At 70.7% G+C, this 18,233-nt stretch carries 14 protein-coding genes; 5 read left to right on the top strand and 9 right to left on the bottom strand.

Going from position 1 to position 18,233, the window contains the following annotated elements:
• Position 1: 1 nt before the first annotated feature.
• The 8 genes from Q664_RS03985 to Q664_RS03950 form a co-directional block, all read right to left on the bottom strand.
• Complete coding sequence (locus Q664_RS03985; RefSeq protein ID WP_052517644.1) at positions 2-3,358, bottom strand: tetratricopeptide repeat protein; 3,357 nt, start codon at positions 3,356-3,358, stop codon at positions 2-4.
• Between the two features lie 3 nt (positions 3,359-3,361).
• Positions 3,362-4,906, bottom strand: a complete 1,545-nt coding sequence (gene purH, locus Q664_RS03980; protein ID WP_043389933.1) for a bifunctional phosphoribosylaminoimidazolecarboxamide formyltransferase/IMP cyclohydrolase — start codon at positions 4,904-4,906, stop codon at positions 3,362-3,364.
• Between the two features lie 108 nt (positions 4,907-5,014).
• Positions 5,015-5,509 (bottom strand): sigma factor-like helix-turn-helix DNA-binding protein, encoded by a 495-nt coding sequence (locus Q664_RS03975; RefSeq protein WP_043389932.1) that lies wholly within the window; start codon positions 5,507-5,509, stop codon positions 5,015-5,017.
• 48 nt (positions 5,510-5,557) lie between these two features.
• Positions 5,558-6,082 carry a MerR family transcriptional regulator gene (locus tag Q664_RS03970; protein WP_052517643.1) on the bottom strand — a complete coding sequence of 175 codons (525 nt, stop codon included), beginning with the start codon at positions 6,080-6,082 and terminating at the stop codon, positions 5,558-5,560.
• 164 nt (positions 6,083-6,246) lie between these two features.
• Entirely contained in the window at positions 6,247-8,190 is a 1,944-nt protein-coding gene (locus Q664_RS03965) for a serine/threonine protein kinase (protein ID WP_075207329.1), read from the bottom strand.
• A gap of 22 nt (positions 8,191-8,212) precedes the next feature.
• Entirely contained in the window at positions 8,213-10,093 is a 1,881-nt protein-coding gene (locus Q664_RS03960) for a serine/threonine protein kinase (protein WP_043389930.1), read from the bottom strand.
• Between the two features lie 147 nt (positions 10,094-10,240).
• Complete coding sequence (locus tag Q664_RS03955) at positions 10,241-10,528, bottom strand: hypothetical protein (protein WP_198956227.1); 288 nt, start codon at positions 10,526-10,528, stop codon at positions 10,241-10,243.
• 254 nt (positions 10,529-10,782) lie between these two features.
• Entirely contained in the window at positions 10,783-13,734 is a 2,952-nt protein-coding gene (locus Q664_RS03950) for a choice-of-anchor D domain-containing protein (RefSeq protein WP_043389967.1), read from the bottom strand.
• 269 nt (positions 13,735-14,003) lie between these two features.
• Between Q664_RS03950 and Q664_RS03945 the strand changes: the two genes are divergently transcribed.
• From Q664_RS03945 to Q664_RS03930, 4 genes are all read left to right on the top strand, one after another.
• On the top strand, positions 14,004-14,267 hold the full coding sequence (locus tag Q664_RS03945) for a VHS/ENTH/ANTH domain-containing protein (RefSeq protein WP_043389929.1): 264 nt from the start codon (positions 14,004-14,006) through the stop codon (positions 14,265-14,267).
• Positions 14,268-14,348: 81 nt separating this feature from the next.
• Positions 14,349-15,206: a lysophospholipid acyltransferase family protein gene (locus tag Q664_RS03940; RefSeq protein ID WP_052517642.1), complete on the top strand. Its 858-nt coding sequence runs from the start codon at positions 14,349-14,351 to the stop codon at positions 15,204-15,206.
• Positions 15,203-16,183, top strand: a complete 981-nt coding sequence (locus tag Q664_RS03935; RefSeq protein ID WP_043389928.1) for an NAD-dependent epimerase/dehydratase family protein — start codon at positions 15,203-15,205, stop codon at positions 16,181-16,183. Before Q664_RS03940 ends, Q664_RS03935 begins: the two co-directional genes overlap by 4 nt.
• A 102-nt stretch (positions 16,184-16,285) precedes the next feature.
• Complete coding sequence (locus Q664_RS03930; RefSeq protein ID WP_043389927.1) at positions 16,286-16,927, top strand: CDP-alcohol phosphatidyltransferase family protein; 642 nt, start codon at positions 16,286-16,288, stop codon at positions 16,925-16,927.
• Positions 16,928-16,937: 10 nt separating this feature from the next.
• Here the strand turns inward: Q664_RS03930 and Q664_RS57285 are convergent, their stop codons facing one another.
• Positions 16,938-17,291, bottom strand: coding sequence for a hypothetical protein (locus Q664_RS57285; protein ID WP_043389926.1), 354 nt, complete (start codon positions 17,289-17,291; stop codon positions 16,938-16,940).
• A gap of 114 nt (positions 17,292-17,405) precedes the next feature.
• Here Q664_RS57285 and thiD point away from each other — a divergent pair, with 114 nt between their 5' ends.
• Positions 17,406-18,218: a bifunctional hydroxymethylpyrimidine kinase/phosphomethylpyrimidine kinase gene (gene thiD, locus Q664_RS03920; protein WP_043389925.1), complete on the top strand. Its 813-nt coding sequence runs from the start codon at positions 17,406-17,408 to the stop codon at positions 18,216-18,218.
• The last annotated feature ends 15 nt before the right edge of the window (positions 18,219-18,233 follow it).

Genomic DNA, 18,233 nt, shown 5'->3' with positions numbered 1-18,233 from the left:
ATCAACCTCGTTTGTCGAGTGAGTAGAGGACGCGTTTGGCGGGCAGGAACGAAGGATCCAGGCTCAGCAGCCGGATGAGCCGTTCGCGGACCGAGTCACGGCTGGAGGTGCCCTCCATCTCGGCCAGCTTCACTTCCGCCGAGTACAGCTTGGGGGCGAGTGTCACCGCCTCGCGCAGGGAGCGCTTGGCCTGCTCCAGCTCCTTGGACTCCAACATCACCAGGCCCAGGGCCAGGTGGGCGACGGCCACCTGACGGCCTCCCGCCACCGCGCGAGCGGCATGCCCCTTCGCCGACTTCAGGTCCTTGCGGCCCAAGGCGATGAAGGTCCGGTAGGCGGACGCGACGGCGTTGTTGGTGTCGATGTCGTTCACCTTCTTCAGCAGCTTCTCCGCCGCCGCGCCCTCGCCCTGGTGGAAGCGCAGGAGGCCCTCGTAGAGGTTGGCCAGCAGGTCGTCGTCCCCGCGGCCAGCGCCCACGATGGAGCCCTCGAGCCCCTCGAGCAGATCTCCCGGGCGCAGGTAGAAGGTGGTGACGGCCGGCCGGGGAGACAGCCGCATCGGATCTCCCTGGCTCGCCTGGCCGAGCACGCGGAAGGCCTCGTCACGGCGTCCACTCTGGGCACCGGCCACGCCGGCCAGCAGCAGGGCATCCACGTAGCGCGCATCCTGCTTCGCGGCGTCCAGGAAGAGCGGCATCGCCTCGGCGGGTTTGCGCTCGAGCAGCCGCAACCGGCCCTCGAGCAGCTTCTCCAGCACGGGCGAGTCGAGTTGGCCCTTGAGGCCGGCGAAGTGCTCGGCCGCGGCCGTGGCGTCCTTGCGCTTCACGGCCACGAGGAAGAGCTGAAGGTGCGCCGCCGGGTTGTTCTTCTGCAGTTGCAGGGACTCGCGAGCCGCCTTGGCCGCCGCCTCCAGGTTGTTGGCCGAGCGCTCCGCGGCCGCCAGGTGCAGCAGCAACTCCGCCACCTCGCGCTCGTCGTACTTGTCGCGGTTGCGCAGCAGGGCGCGCAGCCCCCCGAGCCCACCGGTCAGCCCGTTCTCCACCTGGTAGCGCAACACCGCGGTGGCCAGGAGCGCCTGGAAGTCCGTCGGCGTGCTCTTGAGGCGCGACTCGTACAGCTCGCGCGCCTGCTCCACCTGCCCCACCTCCATGAAGATGCGGGCCAGCGTGGCGCGGGTCTCCCAGTGATCGGCATCCTGCGCGAGCCGCTTCTTCAGCCGATCGATCGCCAGCGAGTAGTCACCGGCCGTCTCGTCGGCCAGCGCGCGGTAGTAGTGCACGCGCTGGAAGTCCGAGGCGAGCGCCAGCGCCGACTCGAAGTGCTGGTTGGCCAGCTCGCGGGACGACGTCAGGAAGACACGGCCCAGCACCAGGTGGGCCTCGGCCTTCTGCGCCGGGGTGCCCGCCTTGGGATTGGCCAGCACTTCCTCGGCGAGCTTCTGCGCCTGCTGCACGTTCTCCGAGTTGCCGGAGCGCGCGAGCAGGAGGTTGGCGTGCGCCACCAGCAGATCCGGGCCACGCTGGGAGCGGCCCTCGGCGGCCTCGATGAGCGAGCGCGCCTCCTGGAAGGTCGGGTCATCCATCCGCGAGCCGAGCCCCAGCGCGAGCGCCTGGACGTAGCCGAAGATGGCCGTGTCACTGCGGGGATCCAACAACAGCGCCCGCTGGAAGGACTCCGCGGCCTCCGCGTAGGCGAGGCGCTGATCCTTCTCGAGCAGCGACTGCCCCTGGGCGAGGAATTGCTTGCTGTCACCGCTGCTGGCGTCCACGAACATCAACTGCCAGCGGGGCAGCACGGACTCCAGCGCGGGAGGCAGCGCGGCCGTCGCGGGCTGCTGCTGGCCGGACGAGGACGACGTGGACCCACCGCCGCTCCCGGTCTTGCCGCCGCCCACCAGCTCCTTCACCTGGGGGACGAAGAAGTACGCGGCCCCGCCACCCCCCAGGAGCAGCAGGACCACCGCGGCCGCGATCAGTCCGCCACGGCCTCCGCTGGACGCCGACACGGCCACGCCAGAACGCGAGTTGACGGCGCTACGAGGCTCGGGCGCCAGTGCCGGAGGGGCGGGGCGTGAGCCACTGCCAGGCTCTGGAGGCAGGGGCGCGCTCGCCGGGGCCCCACCCGCATCGCCGAGCGGCGGCAGATCGAGAACCTCCACCGGCCGGGTCTCGGGAACGGGCGCGGGCGTGGGCTTCTGCGGAGCACGACGACGGCAGTCCTCGCACGCCCCGAGCGCCAGGTCGAACGGGTCCACGATCTGCTTGCCGCACTCACGACACGTCTTGGCGGTGCCACCGGCGGGCGCCGCGGGTCTCGCGGGAGCAGGAGCCGCGACGGGCATGGGCGCCGCCACGGGCGGAGGAGCCGCGGCGGGCTCCGGCTGCGAGCCGAAGAAGTCGAGGAGCGGATCCGCCTCCGGAGCCGCCGCGACGGGAGGCGCGGCCACGGGAGGTGGCGAGCTCATGCCCGGCGGCGCGTTGAAGTCGAAGATTCCGTCGTCCGCCATCTCCGGCAGCGCGGCGGAAGCGGGAGCCGGCGTGGGCGCGGCCACGGGAGGGGGCGCGCTGAATCCCGGCGGCGCGTTGAAGTCGAACATCCCATCGTCCGCCATCTCCGGCAGCGCGGCGGAGGCAGGAGCCGGCTTGGGCGCGGGAGCTGGCTTGGGCGCGGGCGCGTCGAATCCAGGCGGCGAGTTGAAGTCGAACAGCGCGTCGTCGGACGGAACCGAGTAGGCCGGAACCGCCGGCTTGGGCTGGGGCGCGGGCGCGGCCGGACGGGCCTGCACCGGCACGGCCGGCCTGGGCTGCGGCACGGGCGCTGGAGCCGGTGCGGGCTCCTCGAACAGCAGATCGCCCGTTGGAAGTGAATAGCCCGGCGTCCCCGGCCTGGACGAGGCACCGAGGTCGATCGCCGGATTGGACGGAGACGACTGCGTGAGGTCGGCGAGATCGCCGAACAACGAGTCCTTCTCCAACGGGGCGGCGGGCGTGGCCGGCCTGCCGATCGCCGAGAGGTCGTCCAGCAGCGAGTCCGCTGGGGACTCAGTGGGATCCGGCGCCGGCTCGAGGTCCCCGAGATCGCCGAAGAGCGAATCGGTCAGGGACGCGGACGGCGTGGCCGGTCTCGCGGGAGAGGCCGCTGGCTTCGCCGCCACGGCGGGCTTGGGGGCGGGCTTCGGCGCGGGGGCGGGTTTCGGCGCGGCGGCAGCGGGCTTCGGCTCCGGGGCCGCGGGCGAGTCCTCGCGCTTCACCAACTGGAGGTGACGGCAGCGTGGGCACTGCGCACGCACACCCTTGGGGGTGATGACCCGGTCATCGATGGCATAGGCCGCCGCGCATTTTTGGCAGATGATCCGCATGGCTCAGTGCCGGAAGTGTCGCACCCCGGTGACCACCATGGCCATTCCATGTTCATCGGCCGCGGCGATGATCTCCGAGTCCCTCACCGAGCCGCCAGGCTGGATGACGCAGGTGGCCCCCGCCCGGGCGGCCTCGTCGAGCCCATCCCTGAAGGGGAAGAAGGCGTCCGAGGCCACGGCGCTCCCCTCGAGGGCCTTGCCCCCCCGAGCGGCGGCGATCTTCGCCGAGTCCACCCGGCTCGTCTGCCCGCCTCCGGAAGCCAGCAATTTCGAGCCATTGGCGAACACGATGGCGTTGCTCTTCACGTGCTTGCACACCTTCCAGGCGAAGCGGAGAGCCCTCTCCTCCTCCGGGGTGGGGGCGCGCTTGCTGACGACCTTCCACTCGAGCGGGGGCTCGACGGCGTCCTTGTCCTGGAGGACCAGGCCACCGGACACGCTCCGGGCCTCCAGCTGGGCCCTCGGCCGGGCAGTCGTCGAGGCCAGGGCGGGACCCGCCTCCAGGAGGCGCAGGTTCTTCTTCGCCCCCAGTACCTGAAGGGCCTCGGCCGAGTAGGAGGGAGCGATGACGGCCTCGAGGAACGTCTCGGCCAGGGCCTCGGCGGTGACGCGGTCCACCTCCCGGTTGAGCGCGACGATGCCACCGAAGGCGGACACCTCGTCGATGGCGCGCGCCGTGCGGTAGGCCGTCACCAGCGACGCATCCAGCGCCACACCGCAGGGGGTGTTGTGCTTGATGATGACGGCACAGGGCTGCTCGGGGAACTCGAGCACCAGGCCCAGCGCCGCATCCAGGTCCAGGATGTTGTTGTAGGAGAGCTCCTTGCCCTGCAGCACGCGGGAGAAGGCCACGGTGGGCTCCGCGGGCGCGGCATGCTCCCGGTAGAAGGCGCCGCGCTGGTGCGGGTTCTCGCCGTAGCGCAGGTTCTGCACCTTCTGGAACGCAAGCGTCTGCTCCTGGGGGAACGGCTCACCGGCCTGCGCCGACAGCCAGGCCGAGATGGAGGCGTCATACGCCGCGGTGTGCGCGAAGGCCTTGCGCATCAACCGCCGGCGCGTCTCCTCGCTCGTGGCGCGGGACTTCTCCAGCTCGGCCAGCACGGCCTCGTAGTCCTCCGGGTCCACCACCACCGTCACGTGGCGGAAGTTCTTCGCCGAGGCGCGCACCATGGCGGGCCCGCCGATGTCGATCTGCTCGATGACCTCGGCCTCGGAGGCGCCGGAGGCCACCGTCTGGCGGAAGGGGTAGAGGTTGACGGCCACCAGGGAAATGGGGGCGATGCTGTTGGCGGCCATCTCCGCCCGGTCACTCTCCAGGTCCGGCCGTCCGAGGAGGCCACCATGGATGCGGGGGTGGAGCGTCTTCACGCGGCCCCCGAGGATCTCCGGGCTCTGCGTGTGCTCGGAGACCTTCCTTGCGGGGACCCCCGCGGCCTGGAGCGCGGCGAGCGTGCCCCCGGTGGAGAGCAGCTCGAAGCCGAGCCGGACGAGCCCCTGCGCGAAGGGGACCAGACCGCGTTTATCGGAAACGCTGAGGAGAGCCAGCACGGGTTTGCACGCCTCTGTCTGTAGGAGAGGCGGCCCGTCTAGCAACCACCCCACGGGGTGTCAACGAAGCATGCAACCCGTGTGCGGCAACGGATTCCGGCCCGATTTTCAGGGCTTGCGGGCGGAGACCGGGGGCTCGGCCTCGGTGGCCTCGCGCAGCTTGAGCAGGCCGCGCGTCTCCACCTGACGGATGCGCTCGCGGGTGAGGTTCATGATGGCGCCCACCTCCTCGAGCGTGATGCCACCCTTCTCCGCCACGTCCAGGGCGCAGGTGTGCTCCAGCTCCCAGATCTCCTTGTCCGGGAAGTTGAGCTTGATGGACCCGGTCTCCGGGTTCACATCCAGATAGAGGTTGTGCTTGCAGGACACGAAGAGGCACGGACGGGGACCGTTCACACAGTCCGCCCGCGTCTTCGGCCGCTGCGAGTCGACGGCGGTGAGGAGCTCGCTCTCCTCGGGATCGATCTGCCCCGTCAATCGGCGGCGGCGCAGATCCCTGGCCATCTCCTTCCGCGACATCGTCTTCGAGCGACGGCGCTCCGCCCCACCATCCGCCTCCGCGGGCGCCTCCTCCTCCGGCCGCTGCTGCTTCACTTCAGACATGTCCCCTCCAACGATGAGTCCACTCTACCCGGTCCCCCACCCTTCAGCCTACGGCGAATGGAGCTTTTCGTCTCGGCGCGCGGTGACCGCGCTTCCCAGCCGGGACACATCCCGGACCAGTTCCCGAGCCCTTGACTTCAACGATGCCAGCTCTGCTTCCAGTGCGCGCCGGTACTCCGTACCGAACGCGCGCTCCCCCATCTGATCCTGAAAACCCTCGAACACCTCGGAGAGATCCCGCTCCAGCTGATCGATGTGATTCTTTTGAAACAAGAAGGAGCGCTTGATGTCCTCCAGGGTGTGACCCTCGGCCATCATTTTTTTGATGGCGTTGATCCGCCGAACTGATTCCACCGGGTACAGGCCCCGGCTCCCCTGGTGCTTGCCCTTGCGCCCCACCCGGCGGCTGCGGGGCAACAGGCCTACCTGCACGTACTTGCGGAACGTCGCCTCGGAGAGCTGAACGCCGCGGGGACGGAAGATCTCGAGGATCTCCCTCGCGGGCAGCCCGCCAGCGAAGTCGCGTTCGATGCGTTCGAGCTCGTCGGGCTCCAGCAACCGCATGCCTTCCATTCAATATACTGTACTGAATGGACGCCATTGAATGCCAGAAAGCCCGCGAAGCTGTCAACAAAAGCCTGTAGCAGTCGGTAGCACCGGGCGTACGAGGGCCGTGGCGCGCCGGAGCGAGCCGGCGGCGCGGGGGTTACGGGGTCGGGAAGTGAACGGCGGGCGCGCTACTTGCGCGTCGCGTTGAAGGCCTTCGTCACCCGGCCGTTGGGCGCGAGGGTGATGTCGAAGGACTCAGTGCGCGAGGGGTGCTTGAAGGTCACCTTGTGGGGACCGGCCACGAGCGGAATGATCGCGGTCCCCTGCAGCTCGCGCCGGACCAGCTTGCCGTCGACATAGACGTCGGCATACGGCACGGCCTTGACGGAGAGAGTCCCCTTCGCCTCCACGACGGGAGCCTGCTCCGCCGGGGTCTGCTCCGCGCTCCCCGTCTGGGCGGGAGGTGGCTCGGGCGGAGGTGCCGCGGCCGCCAGGGCTCCCGCGTCGGGAGAGCCCGCATCGGGTGCCGCCGCGAGCACGGGCTCGGGGGCCGGCGGCGGGGGAACCTCGGCCTTCGGTGCGGGAGAGGCGGTGTCCTGCGCGGAGGACGTGGCAGGAGCCGAGGTGGCCGGCGGCTTCGACGGTGCCACCAGGGCCGCCACCCCGCCGATGAGGACCACGGCCACCGCGCTCGCGCCGACCCAGAGCCCCTTGCTCCCGCGCTTCGGTCCGCTGGCTTCCGGAGCGGAGGTCACCGGCGACATCACCTGGGCCTCCCGGACGGGGGCGGGAACGGACTCGAGGGCCGCGGGCCGCGGCGCACTCCCCTGCTCCACCGGGCCCACCACGGGCATGGGGCGGGAGTTCCTCGTCCCCTCGGCCGGGGGCAGCGGCTGGGTGGAGCGAGGAGGAAGCGGGTCGCGGGACAACACCTGGGTGGAGGCGGAGACCAGGGCCTCCTCGGAGGCGTCCGGGCGCACGGGCCTGTCGCGCCCCGAGGCCGGGTTCGAGCCGGGCAACACCGCGGTGGGCTCGCGCGCGGGCGAGGACACCTGGGCGGCGGGCTCCGCCACCTGCACCGAGGGCGCCTCTCCCGTGCGGCTCCGGGCCGGCGCGCCCGGGGTCGTCCCCGCCACGGGCACGCTGCCGGAGCGGCTGCGCTGCGAGCGCTCCATCAGCGCGGACGGCACCGCGATGAACTGGGTGAGCGGGACGTCGAAGAGCCGCCGGACGAAGGTGCCCACGTCCGTCTCGTCCACGCTGTTCGCGCTGCGCAGCACGCACTGAGCGAGCGCACGCTCCAGCTCGCCCGCCGACTGGTAGCGGGCCTCCGGGTCCCGCTCGAGCGCGGTGCACACCACGCGGTCCAGCTCCTCGGGCACGTCCGGGTTGAGGCGGGCCGGCCGGGCGATGACGCTCTCCTGCACGGCCCGGAGCACGGCCATCTCCGAGTCCCCGTCGAACAGCTTGCCCCCGGTGAGCATCTCCCAGAGCACCACGCCGAGCGCGAAGACGTCCGTGCGCGCGTCCACCTCTTCCCCGCGCGCCTGCTCCGGAGACATGTACGCGAACTTGCCCTTGAGCACGCCCGGCTGGGTCAGTTTGTTGCTGGCCTTGGCGATGCCGAAGTCGGTGAGCTTCACCGCGCCGTCGTAGGACAGCAGCACGTTGTGCGGGGTGACGTCGCGGTGCACCAGGTGCACCAGCGCCCCATCCGAGGACTTGAGCCGGTGCGCGTAGTGCAGCCCGGCCGCCACCTGCGCGCCGATGTGCGCCACCAGCACGGGCGGAACGGAGATGCCCTTCTCCCGGCAGCGCTTGCGCAGCTCCCACAGCGAGCAGCCGCGCACGTACTCCATGGCCAGGTAGTACGAGTCCTCGTGCTTGGCGAAGTCGAAGATCTGCACCACGTTGGCGTGGTTGAGCCCCGAGGCCAGCCGCGCCTCGGCGATGAACATCTGCACGAAGCTCTCGTCGTCCGACAGGAACGAGCGCACGCGCTTGATGACGACTTCCTTCTCGAAGCCCTCGGCGCCCGTGGAGGTGGCCAGGTAGATCTCCGCCATGCCTCCCTCGGCGAGCTTGCGCTTGACGACGTACTTGCCGATGGGGGTACCTGCTTCGAGTGTCAAGGCGGAGATCCCGGAGAACGAGCTAGAACTTCACGACCACTTTGGTGTGGCTGTTGGCCTTCACCTCGACCCGCTGGGTACGCGTCCCAAACTCCGGGTTCGAGAACTTGCACTCATACTCGCCGACGGAGAGGGAAACGTCCGGCAGCGGCGTGGTGCCCAGGTTGCGCCCACCGCAGGACACCTCGGCCCAGGGCGTGACCGCGAAGCGCACCGTTCCCCGGCGCGACTCCTGCGAGGCCACGCGCTCCACCGGGCCCGGAGTGGGCCGCTCGGGCTCCGGCTTCTGCTCCACCCGGGGCGAGGGCGTGGGAGTGGGCGGGGTGGCCGCCACCACGGGCTTCGGCTCCTCGCGAGGAGGCGCCTGTTGCTCGGGGACGGAAGGCGAGGGCTCCGGCGGAGCGGGCTTCGTCACGGGCGCCACCGCCACCGGAGCGCGCTCCGCGTGCAGGGCGAACCATCCGCCCAGGCCCACGCCCACGATGAGCCCCACGCCCACCGCCAGCAGCGCGACCCGGTACGGCTTCCGGGGCTCCTGGGGCTCCTGGGGAGGCGGCTGCACGGCCGGCTGACGCGACCGGCTCGACCTCGGCGCCAGGGTCTTCTCGGGGTCCGACTCCTCGGAGAGCGACTCGTCTCCGGGCTCGGGCGGCGGGGTCCGGCGACGGGTGGACTTCTCGGGGGCGTAGGAGCGCGGCTCCTCGGCGAGCTCGGGCGCCGACGCACGGCGGATGTCCACGGTGCGCCGGGGCTCCACGGCCTTGCGCTCGGAGGTGCCCCGCGCATCCTTCAATCTCGGGGTGCGCAGCGAGGGCCGCTCCGGCAGCGGCACCTGCGTGCCCGGCTGGCGCGGCGCCGCCATCGTCTCGGCGGAGGATTTCTCGGAGGCCTTGTCGGGCGTCTTCCCAGCACCGGCGGGCGAGGCACTCTCGGCATCGTCCACCACCAGCACATCCCCCAGCCGCGCCTCCTCGGCCAGCCGCGCGGCGTACAGCTCCTTCATGAAGGCCGCCACGTGCGCCGTGGACGACGGCAACTGGTGGGCGAGCAGCCAGTCCTCCAGCGCCAGTTGCAGTTGCAGCGCCTCCGCGTACCGGTCCTCCGGCTTGCGCGTCAGCGCCTTCATGACGATGGGGTCCAGGTCCTTCGGCACCCGCGGGTTGATCTGCGAGGGCGGTTGAATCTCGCAATCCGCCACCGCCTGCAGCGTGGCCATGTCCGTGAGGCGCTTGAAGAGGCGCATCCCGGTGAGCAGTTCGTAGAGCACCACGCCCAGGGCGAAGATGTCCGTGCGGCAGTCCAGGCTCTTGTTCCCGGCGGCCTGCTCCGGCGACATGTACGAGTACTTGCCCTTGAGCACCCCCGAGCGCGTCACGGTGGCCTGGTCCGCCGCCTTGGCGATGCCGAAGTCCACCACCTTCACCCGCCCCTCGAACGTCAGGAGGATGTTCTGCGGGGAGATGTCCCGGTGGACGATGCCCAGCGGCTTGCCCTGGGCGTCCTTCTGCTTGTGCGCATGGTCCAGGCCCGCGCAGGCCTCGATCATGATGCGGCACACCAGCGGCACGGGAATCAGCTGCCCGCTGCGCTCCGCCCGCTTCCACACGCGCCGCAGATCCTCGCCGTGGATGTACTCCATGGCGATGAAGAAGGTGTCGTCCTGCGCCCCCAGGTCGTAGATGTCGACGATGTTGGGGTGATCCAACCGGGCGGCGATGCGCGCCTCGTCCAGGAACATCCGGACGAAGTCCTCGTTCTCCGCCAGATGCGGGAGGATGCGCTTGATGACCAGCAGCTTCTCGAAGCCCTCGGGACCCCGCTGGCGCGCGAGATAGATCTGCGCCATGCCTCCCATGGCGAGCCGCTTGAGGAGCTGGTATTTGCCGTAGTTCTCGTTCGACACGGTGCGACGCGGCCCCCCCTGGGTACGGCGGTCACGCCGTGCAGGAGGAACACCTGGAGGCGGAAGGGGCCCCCGAGCGTAAGCGGCCCGGCCGGGAGGGTCAAACCTCCTGTCGCACTTTTCCCCCGTACGCCCCCTCGGGACGCACTACCCGCCGCGACGGGCGGGAGCCCTGACCTGGCGGGTCTCCCTCATGAGGGCCTCCAGGTCGTCCAGGTGCCGCTGCAGCACGGGCATCAGCAGGGGGGCGGCGTCCACCCGGTCGAACAAATCCAATACCCGGTCCACCTTGCGCTCGATCTCCGCGGCCCGGGCCGGGCTGATGCGGCGCAGGAGCAGATCCACGCCCGCCTCCATGAGCACGCGGGCCACGGCATCGCGGGAGACGAGCGGCTCGTCCTGCCGGCGCTGCCCTCCTCCTTCGATGACACGCAGGCCGCCAGGCGAGCGGGCGGCCGGTGTGGACGAGCGGCGGGTGAGCGGACGCTCGGAGGTGGAATTGTCGTCGTGCTGTCGGGAGCTCACCGTCGCCTCCTGCTGCGGGGACGCGCTCAGGGTACTCAGCATGGGGTGCCGTCCAATTTTCCGGTCAACCGCACAGACCGATGCAGAGCTGTAGCACCCGGGGCCGACATGTCCCGTCCGGAGCCGGAATACCGGCCCCGGAGCGCGTCCTCACGCCGCGCGGCTCAACGGCAGGCGCGGCGGTAATAGACCTCCACCTTCGCGCCCGGAGCGGGCGCCGAGGCGAAGACGACGCTGTTGGTGGCGCCGTCGTAGGTCCAGCCACTGGTAACCAGGGAGCCGTTCACGCGCACGGTGATGCTGCCGGCGTCTGGCGGCTCGCTGAGCGGGAAGCGGTCCTGGGCGGAGAACGCCTTGGTGGCCACCGAGCGGAGCAGCGGCGCGTAGTCCGTGGCGCACACGGAGAGCACCTCGCCACCGGTACGGCCCGCGGCCTCGGCGTAGCGCGTGCCGGCACCACCCGCGGTGGGGCAGCCGGAGGCCGTGGGCGCGATGGCGTAGATGGTCATGCGCTGCGGCTGGTTCTCGCCCTTGCGCGTGCGAAGGAAGCGCACGTAGGTGTCCACGCTGTCGGGCGAGTGGTCATCCTCGTCCCCCATGAAGACGACCACCAGCGCCGCCTCGTCGCGCAGGAAGCCCAGGTTGCCGTCGTTCCTCGGGGCCGTGCGCGGATCGTCCGCGTTGTTCACCAGCGGAGGCGACAGGGCGCGCCGCACGGCCTCGAAGCCCTGCTCCACCGTGGCGCACTGACCCACGTTCACGTTCTGTTGCAGCACGGAGGCCAGGCCCGGCGTGCGGTTCGTCATGATGCGCGGCCGGGTGCCATCCACCGGGACGAAGCGGCCCGCCTCACCGCCCTGCGCCCCGCCGGGACACGCGTTGGAGATCGGGTCGATGCCCGTGGTGGTGACGGCCACGTGCAGATCCACGCCCCGGGCCAGCGCCGCGTCGGCGAAGGCGGGCATGGCCGCCACGATGCGCGGCTGCTCCTCCACCATGGACGCCGTGTTGTCCACCACGAAGAGCACGTCCACCTTGGAGCCATCCTGCTGGATGAACGTGTCCGTCTTGTCCATCTGCTTGGAGGACTCGCCGATGAGCGGGACGAGCAGCGGCACCGGCAGGTCCGACGAGTCCACGAAGAGCGGTGACATGTTCAGCCCGTACACCTGGGCCAGGTAGCCCACCGTCACGGTGAAGCCGTCGTTCGGATCCAGCGTGAAGGGCGTGGCCGGCGCGTCGTGGAGCTCGAACTCCCCGTCCGTCGTGCCCGGGCCGATGAACACGTTGGACACCGTCACCGGATTGCGGCACGCGTTGAGGTAGTTCACCTCGCGCGGGGCCGGAGCGCAGTCCGGACGCGACACGCCGTAGTCCACGAAGCGCGGCGAGGCCACCAGGCACGCGTTCTGCGAGTGCGCCATCAGCGGCACGCTCACCACCGGGGTGACGGGATCCGCCGGCTCGAACTGCACCGCCCCCGTGAAATCACCGCCCGACGCGGGCGCGCGGAAGGCCACCATGTAGCTGAAGTAGTCCCCCGGCCAGATGATGACGCCGTCCAGTGCGCCTCCGGGCATGCTGAACACCCCGCCCCCGTCGTCGCTCAGGCGGATGTCCTTCACCGCGCAGAGGTCCGTGCCCACGTTGGCCACCTTCACGCCCAGCACCGCGCCGTAGCCCGGCTCCACCGTGCCGAAGTCCACCGTCGCGGGGGTGACGGCCAGCTGGCAGGGCAGGTGCGCCTCCGCCAGGCCCGTGAAGTCCAGCTCCGTGGTGTTGCCCGAGTACACGTCCGTCGTCATCAGCAGCCGGCCCGCCGCGGCCCCCACGCGCATGGGCTCGTAGAAGACCTTGAAGCTCACCTCTTCACCGGGCAGCAGCCGGTGCGGCAGCGGCAGCGGCGCCACGTTGAACTGCACGTCCGTGTCCGGGTGCCCGTCCGACGAGTGGAACTCGAGCCCGTAGATGGTGAGCGGCCCCCCGTTGGCGGCGCCGCAGTTCTTCACGTTGATCACGACCGGCGTCTTCGAGCCGATCGGCTGGCGCCCGAAGTCATGGGCGATGGGCGACACGCACAGCTCCGCCGCGCCGCCAAAGCCGCGCAGCGCCACGTCCGTGGTGGGGTGGCGCTTGCTCACCACATGGAAGAAGGCCATGTCCTCGGCCGGCCCCATGTGGCCCGGGCTGTAGCGCAGCTCCCACGTGCGCGTCTCTCCGCCCTCCAGCACCAGCGGCAGCCCCGGAGCGCCGTGGCTGAAGGAGGCATCCCGCCCCTCCAGCTTCAGCTCGGTGATCGTCATGGGCTCCGTGCTGAGGTTGTGCAGGCGAGCCATCCGGAAGCTGTCCTTGTCCACGGGGATGGAGCCGAAGTCGAGCAGCGGAGGCTCGGCCACCACGGCCTGCTCCAGGGACTCGGCCGCCACCTGCACCGCCACGTCCGAGCAGCCCTTGCACGGCGACACCGCCAGCGCCACCTGCTTGCGCCCCACCCGCCCCGGCGAGAAGGTGATGGGCACCTCGCGCTGCTCCCCCGGCCCCAGCGTCACCGGCTCCGAGGAGAATTCATCCCGATCCGCCCCCACCAGCTTCGGCGTCACCTCCACGGGCATGTCCGTGGGGTTGTTGACGGTGAAGGTGAGCGTCTTGGAGGAGTCGGCCTCGATGCGGCCGAAGTCCAGCCGCCGCGGCGTCACGCGCGCCCAGGCATCCACCCCCATGCCCTGCAGCCGCACGCGGATGAGCGGCTCCTTCTTCGAGTCCGAGCGCACCACCAGCGTGGCCGGCAGCTCCCCCTCGCCCTGCGGCGTGAAGCGCACGCGCACCGTGCACTCCCCGCCCGGAATGAGCGAGTGCGGGCCCTCGTGGGTGAAGTCCACCTGCCAGGCTCCGGCAGGGCCCTCCACCCAGGCCTCGTCCACGATGATGCGGGAGCGTCCCACGTTGCGCAGCACCACTTCCGCTTCGCGCCCGTCGAAGATCGCCACCCGCTGGAAGTCCAGACCACCCGGCGTCGCCGCCAGCCTGCCATCGGCGATGGCCGGACGGTCCCGATCGGCACACCCCGTCAGCACCAACAGCACTGCGAGGACACACAGGCCCCAGCGCCTGCTCATGGATCCCATTCCCCTTCCCCACCCCACCCTGCGCCCACCCATCCGCGGCCCATACGAGGAGCCCGGAGGGATCAGGGTGCGAAGCTAGGCACCCACGGTGGGGGGGGCAACGCCCACCCCGGTCCCTCCGTCCGGGACAGGCACTCCCCCGCGGCTCCCACCCCCGCGCGTGTCCACTTCCGGGCGGAACCCAGCGACCCACGACCGAGCGCGAACCGGCACGAGCCTTGCTCTCCTTTGGAATGGAACCGCGATGGAGGGAAGGCGTCATGAACGAGCGGCAGATGCGCGATTGGATGAAGGAGAACCTCGGGCGGCTGAAGACGCTGCGCGATGAGATCCGCGTGGACATCCACCTGGCCGGCATGGAGGCCCGGGACAAGTGGAAGGAGCTGGAGCCCGTGGTGCGCGACGCGGAGAAGCTCGCCGAGGAGGTGACGGACGTGTCGCAGCGGGCCATGGAGGATCTGGTGGAGAAGTTCCGCGGCTTCCGCGAGTCGATCCGCCACCACCGGCCGGGCGGGCAGGCGTAGCGAAGGGGCGGCACGCGGCGGATGCAATTCTTGCGCACCGCCGCACCGGCCCCGCAAGCAGTGCACCCGAGGAGGAACACCATGAGCGTGGGGCTCGCGATGCTGCAGTCCCTGCTGGGGCGGGCCAGACGGCGGGTCGCCTCCGCGCTGTGGGCCGAGCCCCTGGAGCACCTGCGCTCCATCCCCTTCCGGGACGCGGGCCACGGCTATGACGTCTTCGGGTACGAGCCCCTGCACGCGGCGCTCTCCCTGTCCCTCCTGGAGCGGCTGCACCGGTACTGGTTCCGCGTCCAGTCCCACGGCACGGAGCACGTCCCCCGCCAGGGCCCCGCCCTGCTCGTGGGCAACCACGCGGGCACGCTGCCCTTCGATGCGATGATGGTCTGGACGGACGTCATCCTCCAGTGCCGGCGGCTCCCCCGGGCGGTGGCCGACTATTTCGTCCCCTCCCTGCCCTACGTGAGCACGATGTACGCACGCTCCGGCGTGGTGGGAGGTTCGGCGGGCAACGTCCGTGCGCTGCTCGAGGCAGGCGAGTTGCTGCTCATCTTCCCCGAGGGCGTACCCGGCATCGTCAAACCCTTCCGCGAGCGCTACCGGCTCCGGGAATTCCGCGTGGGCCATGCGGAATTGGCCATCCGTCATCAGGCACCCGTGGTGCCGGTGGGCATCGTGGGCGCGGAGGAGCAGATGCCGCAGGTGGCTCGACTGCCGGTGCGGATGTCCAGCCTGCCCTACGTCCCCATTCCCCTCACGCCCCTGCCACTGCCGGTGCGCTACCACATCCACTACGGCGAGCCCCTGTGTCTCCACGAGGGGCTGCGCCCCGAGGACGCGGACGATCCGGAAGTAGTGCACCGCGCCTCCGAGCGCGTACGGCACGCGGTCCAGGCCCTGGTGGACAAGGGACTGCGGCTGCGCAAGGGGGTGTTCCGGTGAACGAGCGCCCGGAGTGGCGAAGCCCCCGGGGCGTCCTGGTGCTCGGCGCGAGCACGCCGGTGGGAGCACGGCTGTGCCGGCGTCTGCTGGAGGACCGGGCCCTGCGCGCGGTGATGGCCGTGGGCCTGGAGCCTCTCGAGCGGGCAGGACTCCCGGAGGACCCGCGGCTGTCGTACCACCGGGTGGACCTCACCCGTGCGCGCCCGGTGCATGATCTGCTCTTCGGCACGGCGCGCGACCTCGGAGTGGACGTGATGGTGCACCTGGCCCTGCACCGGGCCAACGACTTCGGGGACCGGGTGCACGTGCAGAACGTGGAGTCGCTCCGCTGGCTGCTGTCCCTGTCGGAGCGGCACCCCACCCTGCGGCGCCTGGTGTTCCGCTCGCACGCGGAGGTGTACCGCGTGGAGCGGGGCCTGCCCTCCCTCATCACCGAGGACCACCCGGTGGACCTGTCCGCCGACGCGCCCCAATGGGTGCGCGATCGCGTGGAGGCGGACCTGCTCGCGTGCTCGCGGATGGGGATGATGTCCGGACTGGAGCTCACCGTGCTGCGCTGCGCGGAGGTGCTGGCCCCCAACGAGGGCTCGCAATTGCACGACTACCTGAGCGCGCCGGTGTGCCTGCGCTCGGCGGGGTTCGATCCCATGCTCAACGTGCTGACACGGGAGGACGCCACGGAGGCGCTGCGGCTGGCCGTGTACGCCGGGGGACTCCAGGGCCTCTTCAACATCCCCGGCGCGGACACCCTGCCCCTCTCCACCTGCATCCGCCTGTCGGGGCGGCTGGAGGTGCCGGTGCCGGGACCGCTGCTGGCCCCCATCTACGAGGCCCGGCGCTGGCTCCAGGGGACCCAGTTCTCCTACCGCATCAACCGGGGCCGCTTCCATTTCGCCGCCGTGCTGGACGGCACCCAGGCCCGCCAGGGGCTGGGGTACGAGCCCCAGCACCGGGTGGACTGGCCCCCCGGGCGATGAACGCCGGACGGAAGGCGCCTCACCCCCGCAAAGAAAGCGGCGCAGCCCGCAAGATGGGGTAAGCCTCGGGTTCCACGCCCCCCGGGGCCGCGGAGGGAACGCATGCCGACGGAGTCGCCGCAGAAACGTGAGCCGCGCCACTTCTCGATGATTCGCACCTTCACGCCGGCGGACTTCGTCACGCTGGGCAATGCCTTCTCGGGCTCGGGCTCCATCCTGGCGCAGATGCAGTACCTGGCCACCGGGCTTCCCCATTGGATGTGGCTGGCCTTCGGACTGCTGCCCCTGGCCTTCATCCTCGACGCCCTGGACGGCCGCATCGCGCGCTGGCGCTTCCAGTCCTCGCCGCTGGGAGCGGACCTGGACTCGCTCTCGGACGTCATCTCCTTTGGCATGGCGCCCGCGGCGCTGGCCTTCGCCATGGGGCTGCGCGGCACGCTGGACGTGGTGGTGTTGCTCTACTTCGTGGGCTGCGGCATCAGCCGCCTGGCGCGCTTCAACGTCACCGCCGCCACCCTCTCGGACGGCACGGGCAAGGTGAAGTACTTCGAGGGCACTCCCATCCCCACCAGCCTGGCCCTGGTGATGGTGCTCGCCTTCTTCTACTGGAAGGGCCGCACCGGGGACTCGCTCCCCTTCGGCGTGTGGGACGTGGGCCCCTTCCAATTCCATCCCATCGTGCTGCTCTACTTCGCCAGCGGCAGCGCGATGATCAGCAAGACGCTGCGCATCCCCAAGTTCTGAGGCGGCGCGCTCAGTCCTGGTCGGGCTTGGGCATCTTGCCGAAGCCCTGGAAGATGGACTGCACGTTGTTCATCAGGGACATGCGCGACATCTCCCGGATGGCCTGCTCCTCGGGGGACACGGCGGGCGTGCCCGCGGCCTGGGTGGAGCTGGCGGCCGACTCCTGACGGGCGGCGGAGACCGTCTGGGAGACGATGTCCCGGCCGGAGACGGCGGGGGCATTCGCCGGACGGAGGGCCACGCCACCGCTGGTGCTCGCCTGCACGCGCGACAGGAAGCTCGTGCTCGAGGCCCCTCCCGCCGTGGACGTGGCCGTCGTCGGGGTGGGCAGGCGGGGACCGGTGAGGCCATTGATGGTGGACATGGAGTCTCCAGGGGGAACACCGCCCGTACGGGTGGCGGGTCCGAATTCAATTATCGCCGAAGCCGCTCCAGAGTTGCGTGGAGACGGGGCCCCCCTCGAAATTATGTTCCCCCCATGGAACACCCCAGGAAGGTAGCGACCGCGCTCACGATCGCGGGCTCGGACAGTGGTGGGGGCGCGGGCATCCAGGCGGACCTGCGCACCTTTTCGTTCCACCGCGTCCACGGCACCAGCGCCATCACCGCGCTGACGGCCCAGAACACCCTCGGCGTCACCCGGGTGGACGTCATGCCCCCCGAGTCCGTCGCGGCCCAGATCGACGCCGTGGCCTCGGACATCGGCATTGGCGCCGCCAAGACGGGCATGCTCGTCAACAGCGCCATCATCTCCACCGTCGCCGAGCGCGTCCGGGCGCACGGCATCACCCCGCTCGTCGTGGACCCCGTCATGGTCTCGCGCGCGGGCTCCCGCCTCATCGACAACGAGGCAGTGGCCGCCCTGCGCGAGCTGCTCATCCCCCTGGCCACCCTCGTCACCCCCAACCGGCACGAGGCCCAGCTGCTCGCGGGCCTGGAGCTCCACACCCTGGAGGACATGCGAGAGGCCGCGCGCCGCATCCACCGGCAGGGGGCGAAGGCGGTGCTCGTCAAGGGCGGCGCCATGCCGGGCGCCCTGTGCGGCACCGACGTCTGGTTCGACGGCGAGCACATGGAGGTGCTGCGCCTGGTCTCGTTGGAGACGCCCAACACCCACGGCACCGGGTGCACGCTGTCCGCGGCCATCGCCGCCAACCTGGCCCTGGGGCTCGGGCTGCTCGAGGCCACCCGGCAGGCCAAGCAGTACGTCACCCGGGCCCTCCAGCACCCCCTGGCGCTCGGCCGGGGCAATGGCCCCATCGGGCACTTCTTTCCCTTGATGGATTCCTGAGCGCTTCGGGCTATG

Origin of the sequence: Archangium violaceum Cb vi76, from assembly GCF_000733295.1 — a bacterium.
Classification (GTDB): Bacteria; Myxococcota; Myxococcia; order Myxococcales; family Myxococcaceae; genus Archangium; species Archangium violaceum.
The sequence above is the reverse complement of the archived record's forward strand: the minus strand, read 5'-3'. Positions and strand labels throughout refer to the sequence as shown.

Coding starts and splice junctions, on each gene's coding strand:
- Q664_RS03945 (WP_043389929.1), top strand. CDS start 14,004: ATGAACGAGCGGCAGATGCGCGATTGGATGAAGGAGAACCTCGGGCGG.
- Q664_RS03970 (WP_052517643.1), bottom strand. CDS start 6,082: ATGGAAGGCATGCGGTTGCTGGAGCCCGACGAGCTCGAACGCATCGAA.
- Q664_RS03985 (WP_052517644.1), bottom strand. CDS start 3,358: ATGCGGATCATCTGCCAAAAATGCGCGGCGGCCTATGCCATCGATGAC.
- Q664_RS03975 (WP_043389932.1), bottom strand. CDS start 5,509: ATGTCTGAAGTGAAGCAGCAGCGGCCGGAGGAGGAGGCGCCCGCGGAG.
- Q664_RS03950 (WP_043389967.1), bottom strand. CDS start 13,734: ATGAGCAGGCGCTGGGGCCTGTGTGTCCTCGCAGTGCTGTTGGTGCTG.
- Q664_RS57285 (WP_043389926.1), bottom strand. CDS start 17,291: ATGTCCACCATCAATGGCCTCACCGGTCCCCGCCTGCCCACCCCGACG.
- Q664_RS03940 (WP_052517642.1), top strand. CDS start 14,349: ATGAGCGTGGGGCTCGCGATGCTGCAGTCCCTGCTGGGGCGGGCCAGA.
- Q664_RS03930 (WP_043389927.1), top strand. CDS start 16,286: ATGCCGACGGAGTCGCCGCAGAAACGTGAGCCGCGCCACTTCTCGATG.
- thiD (WP_043389925.1), top strand. CDS start 17,406: ATGGAACACCCCAGGAAGGTAGCGACCGCGCTCACGATCGCGGGCTCG.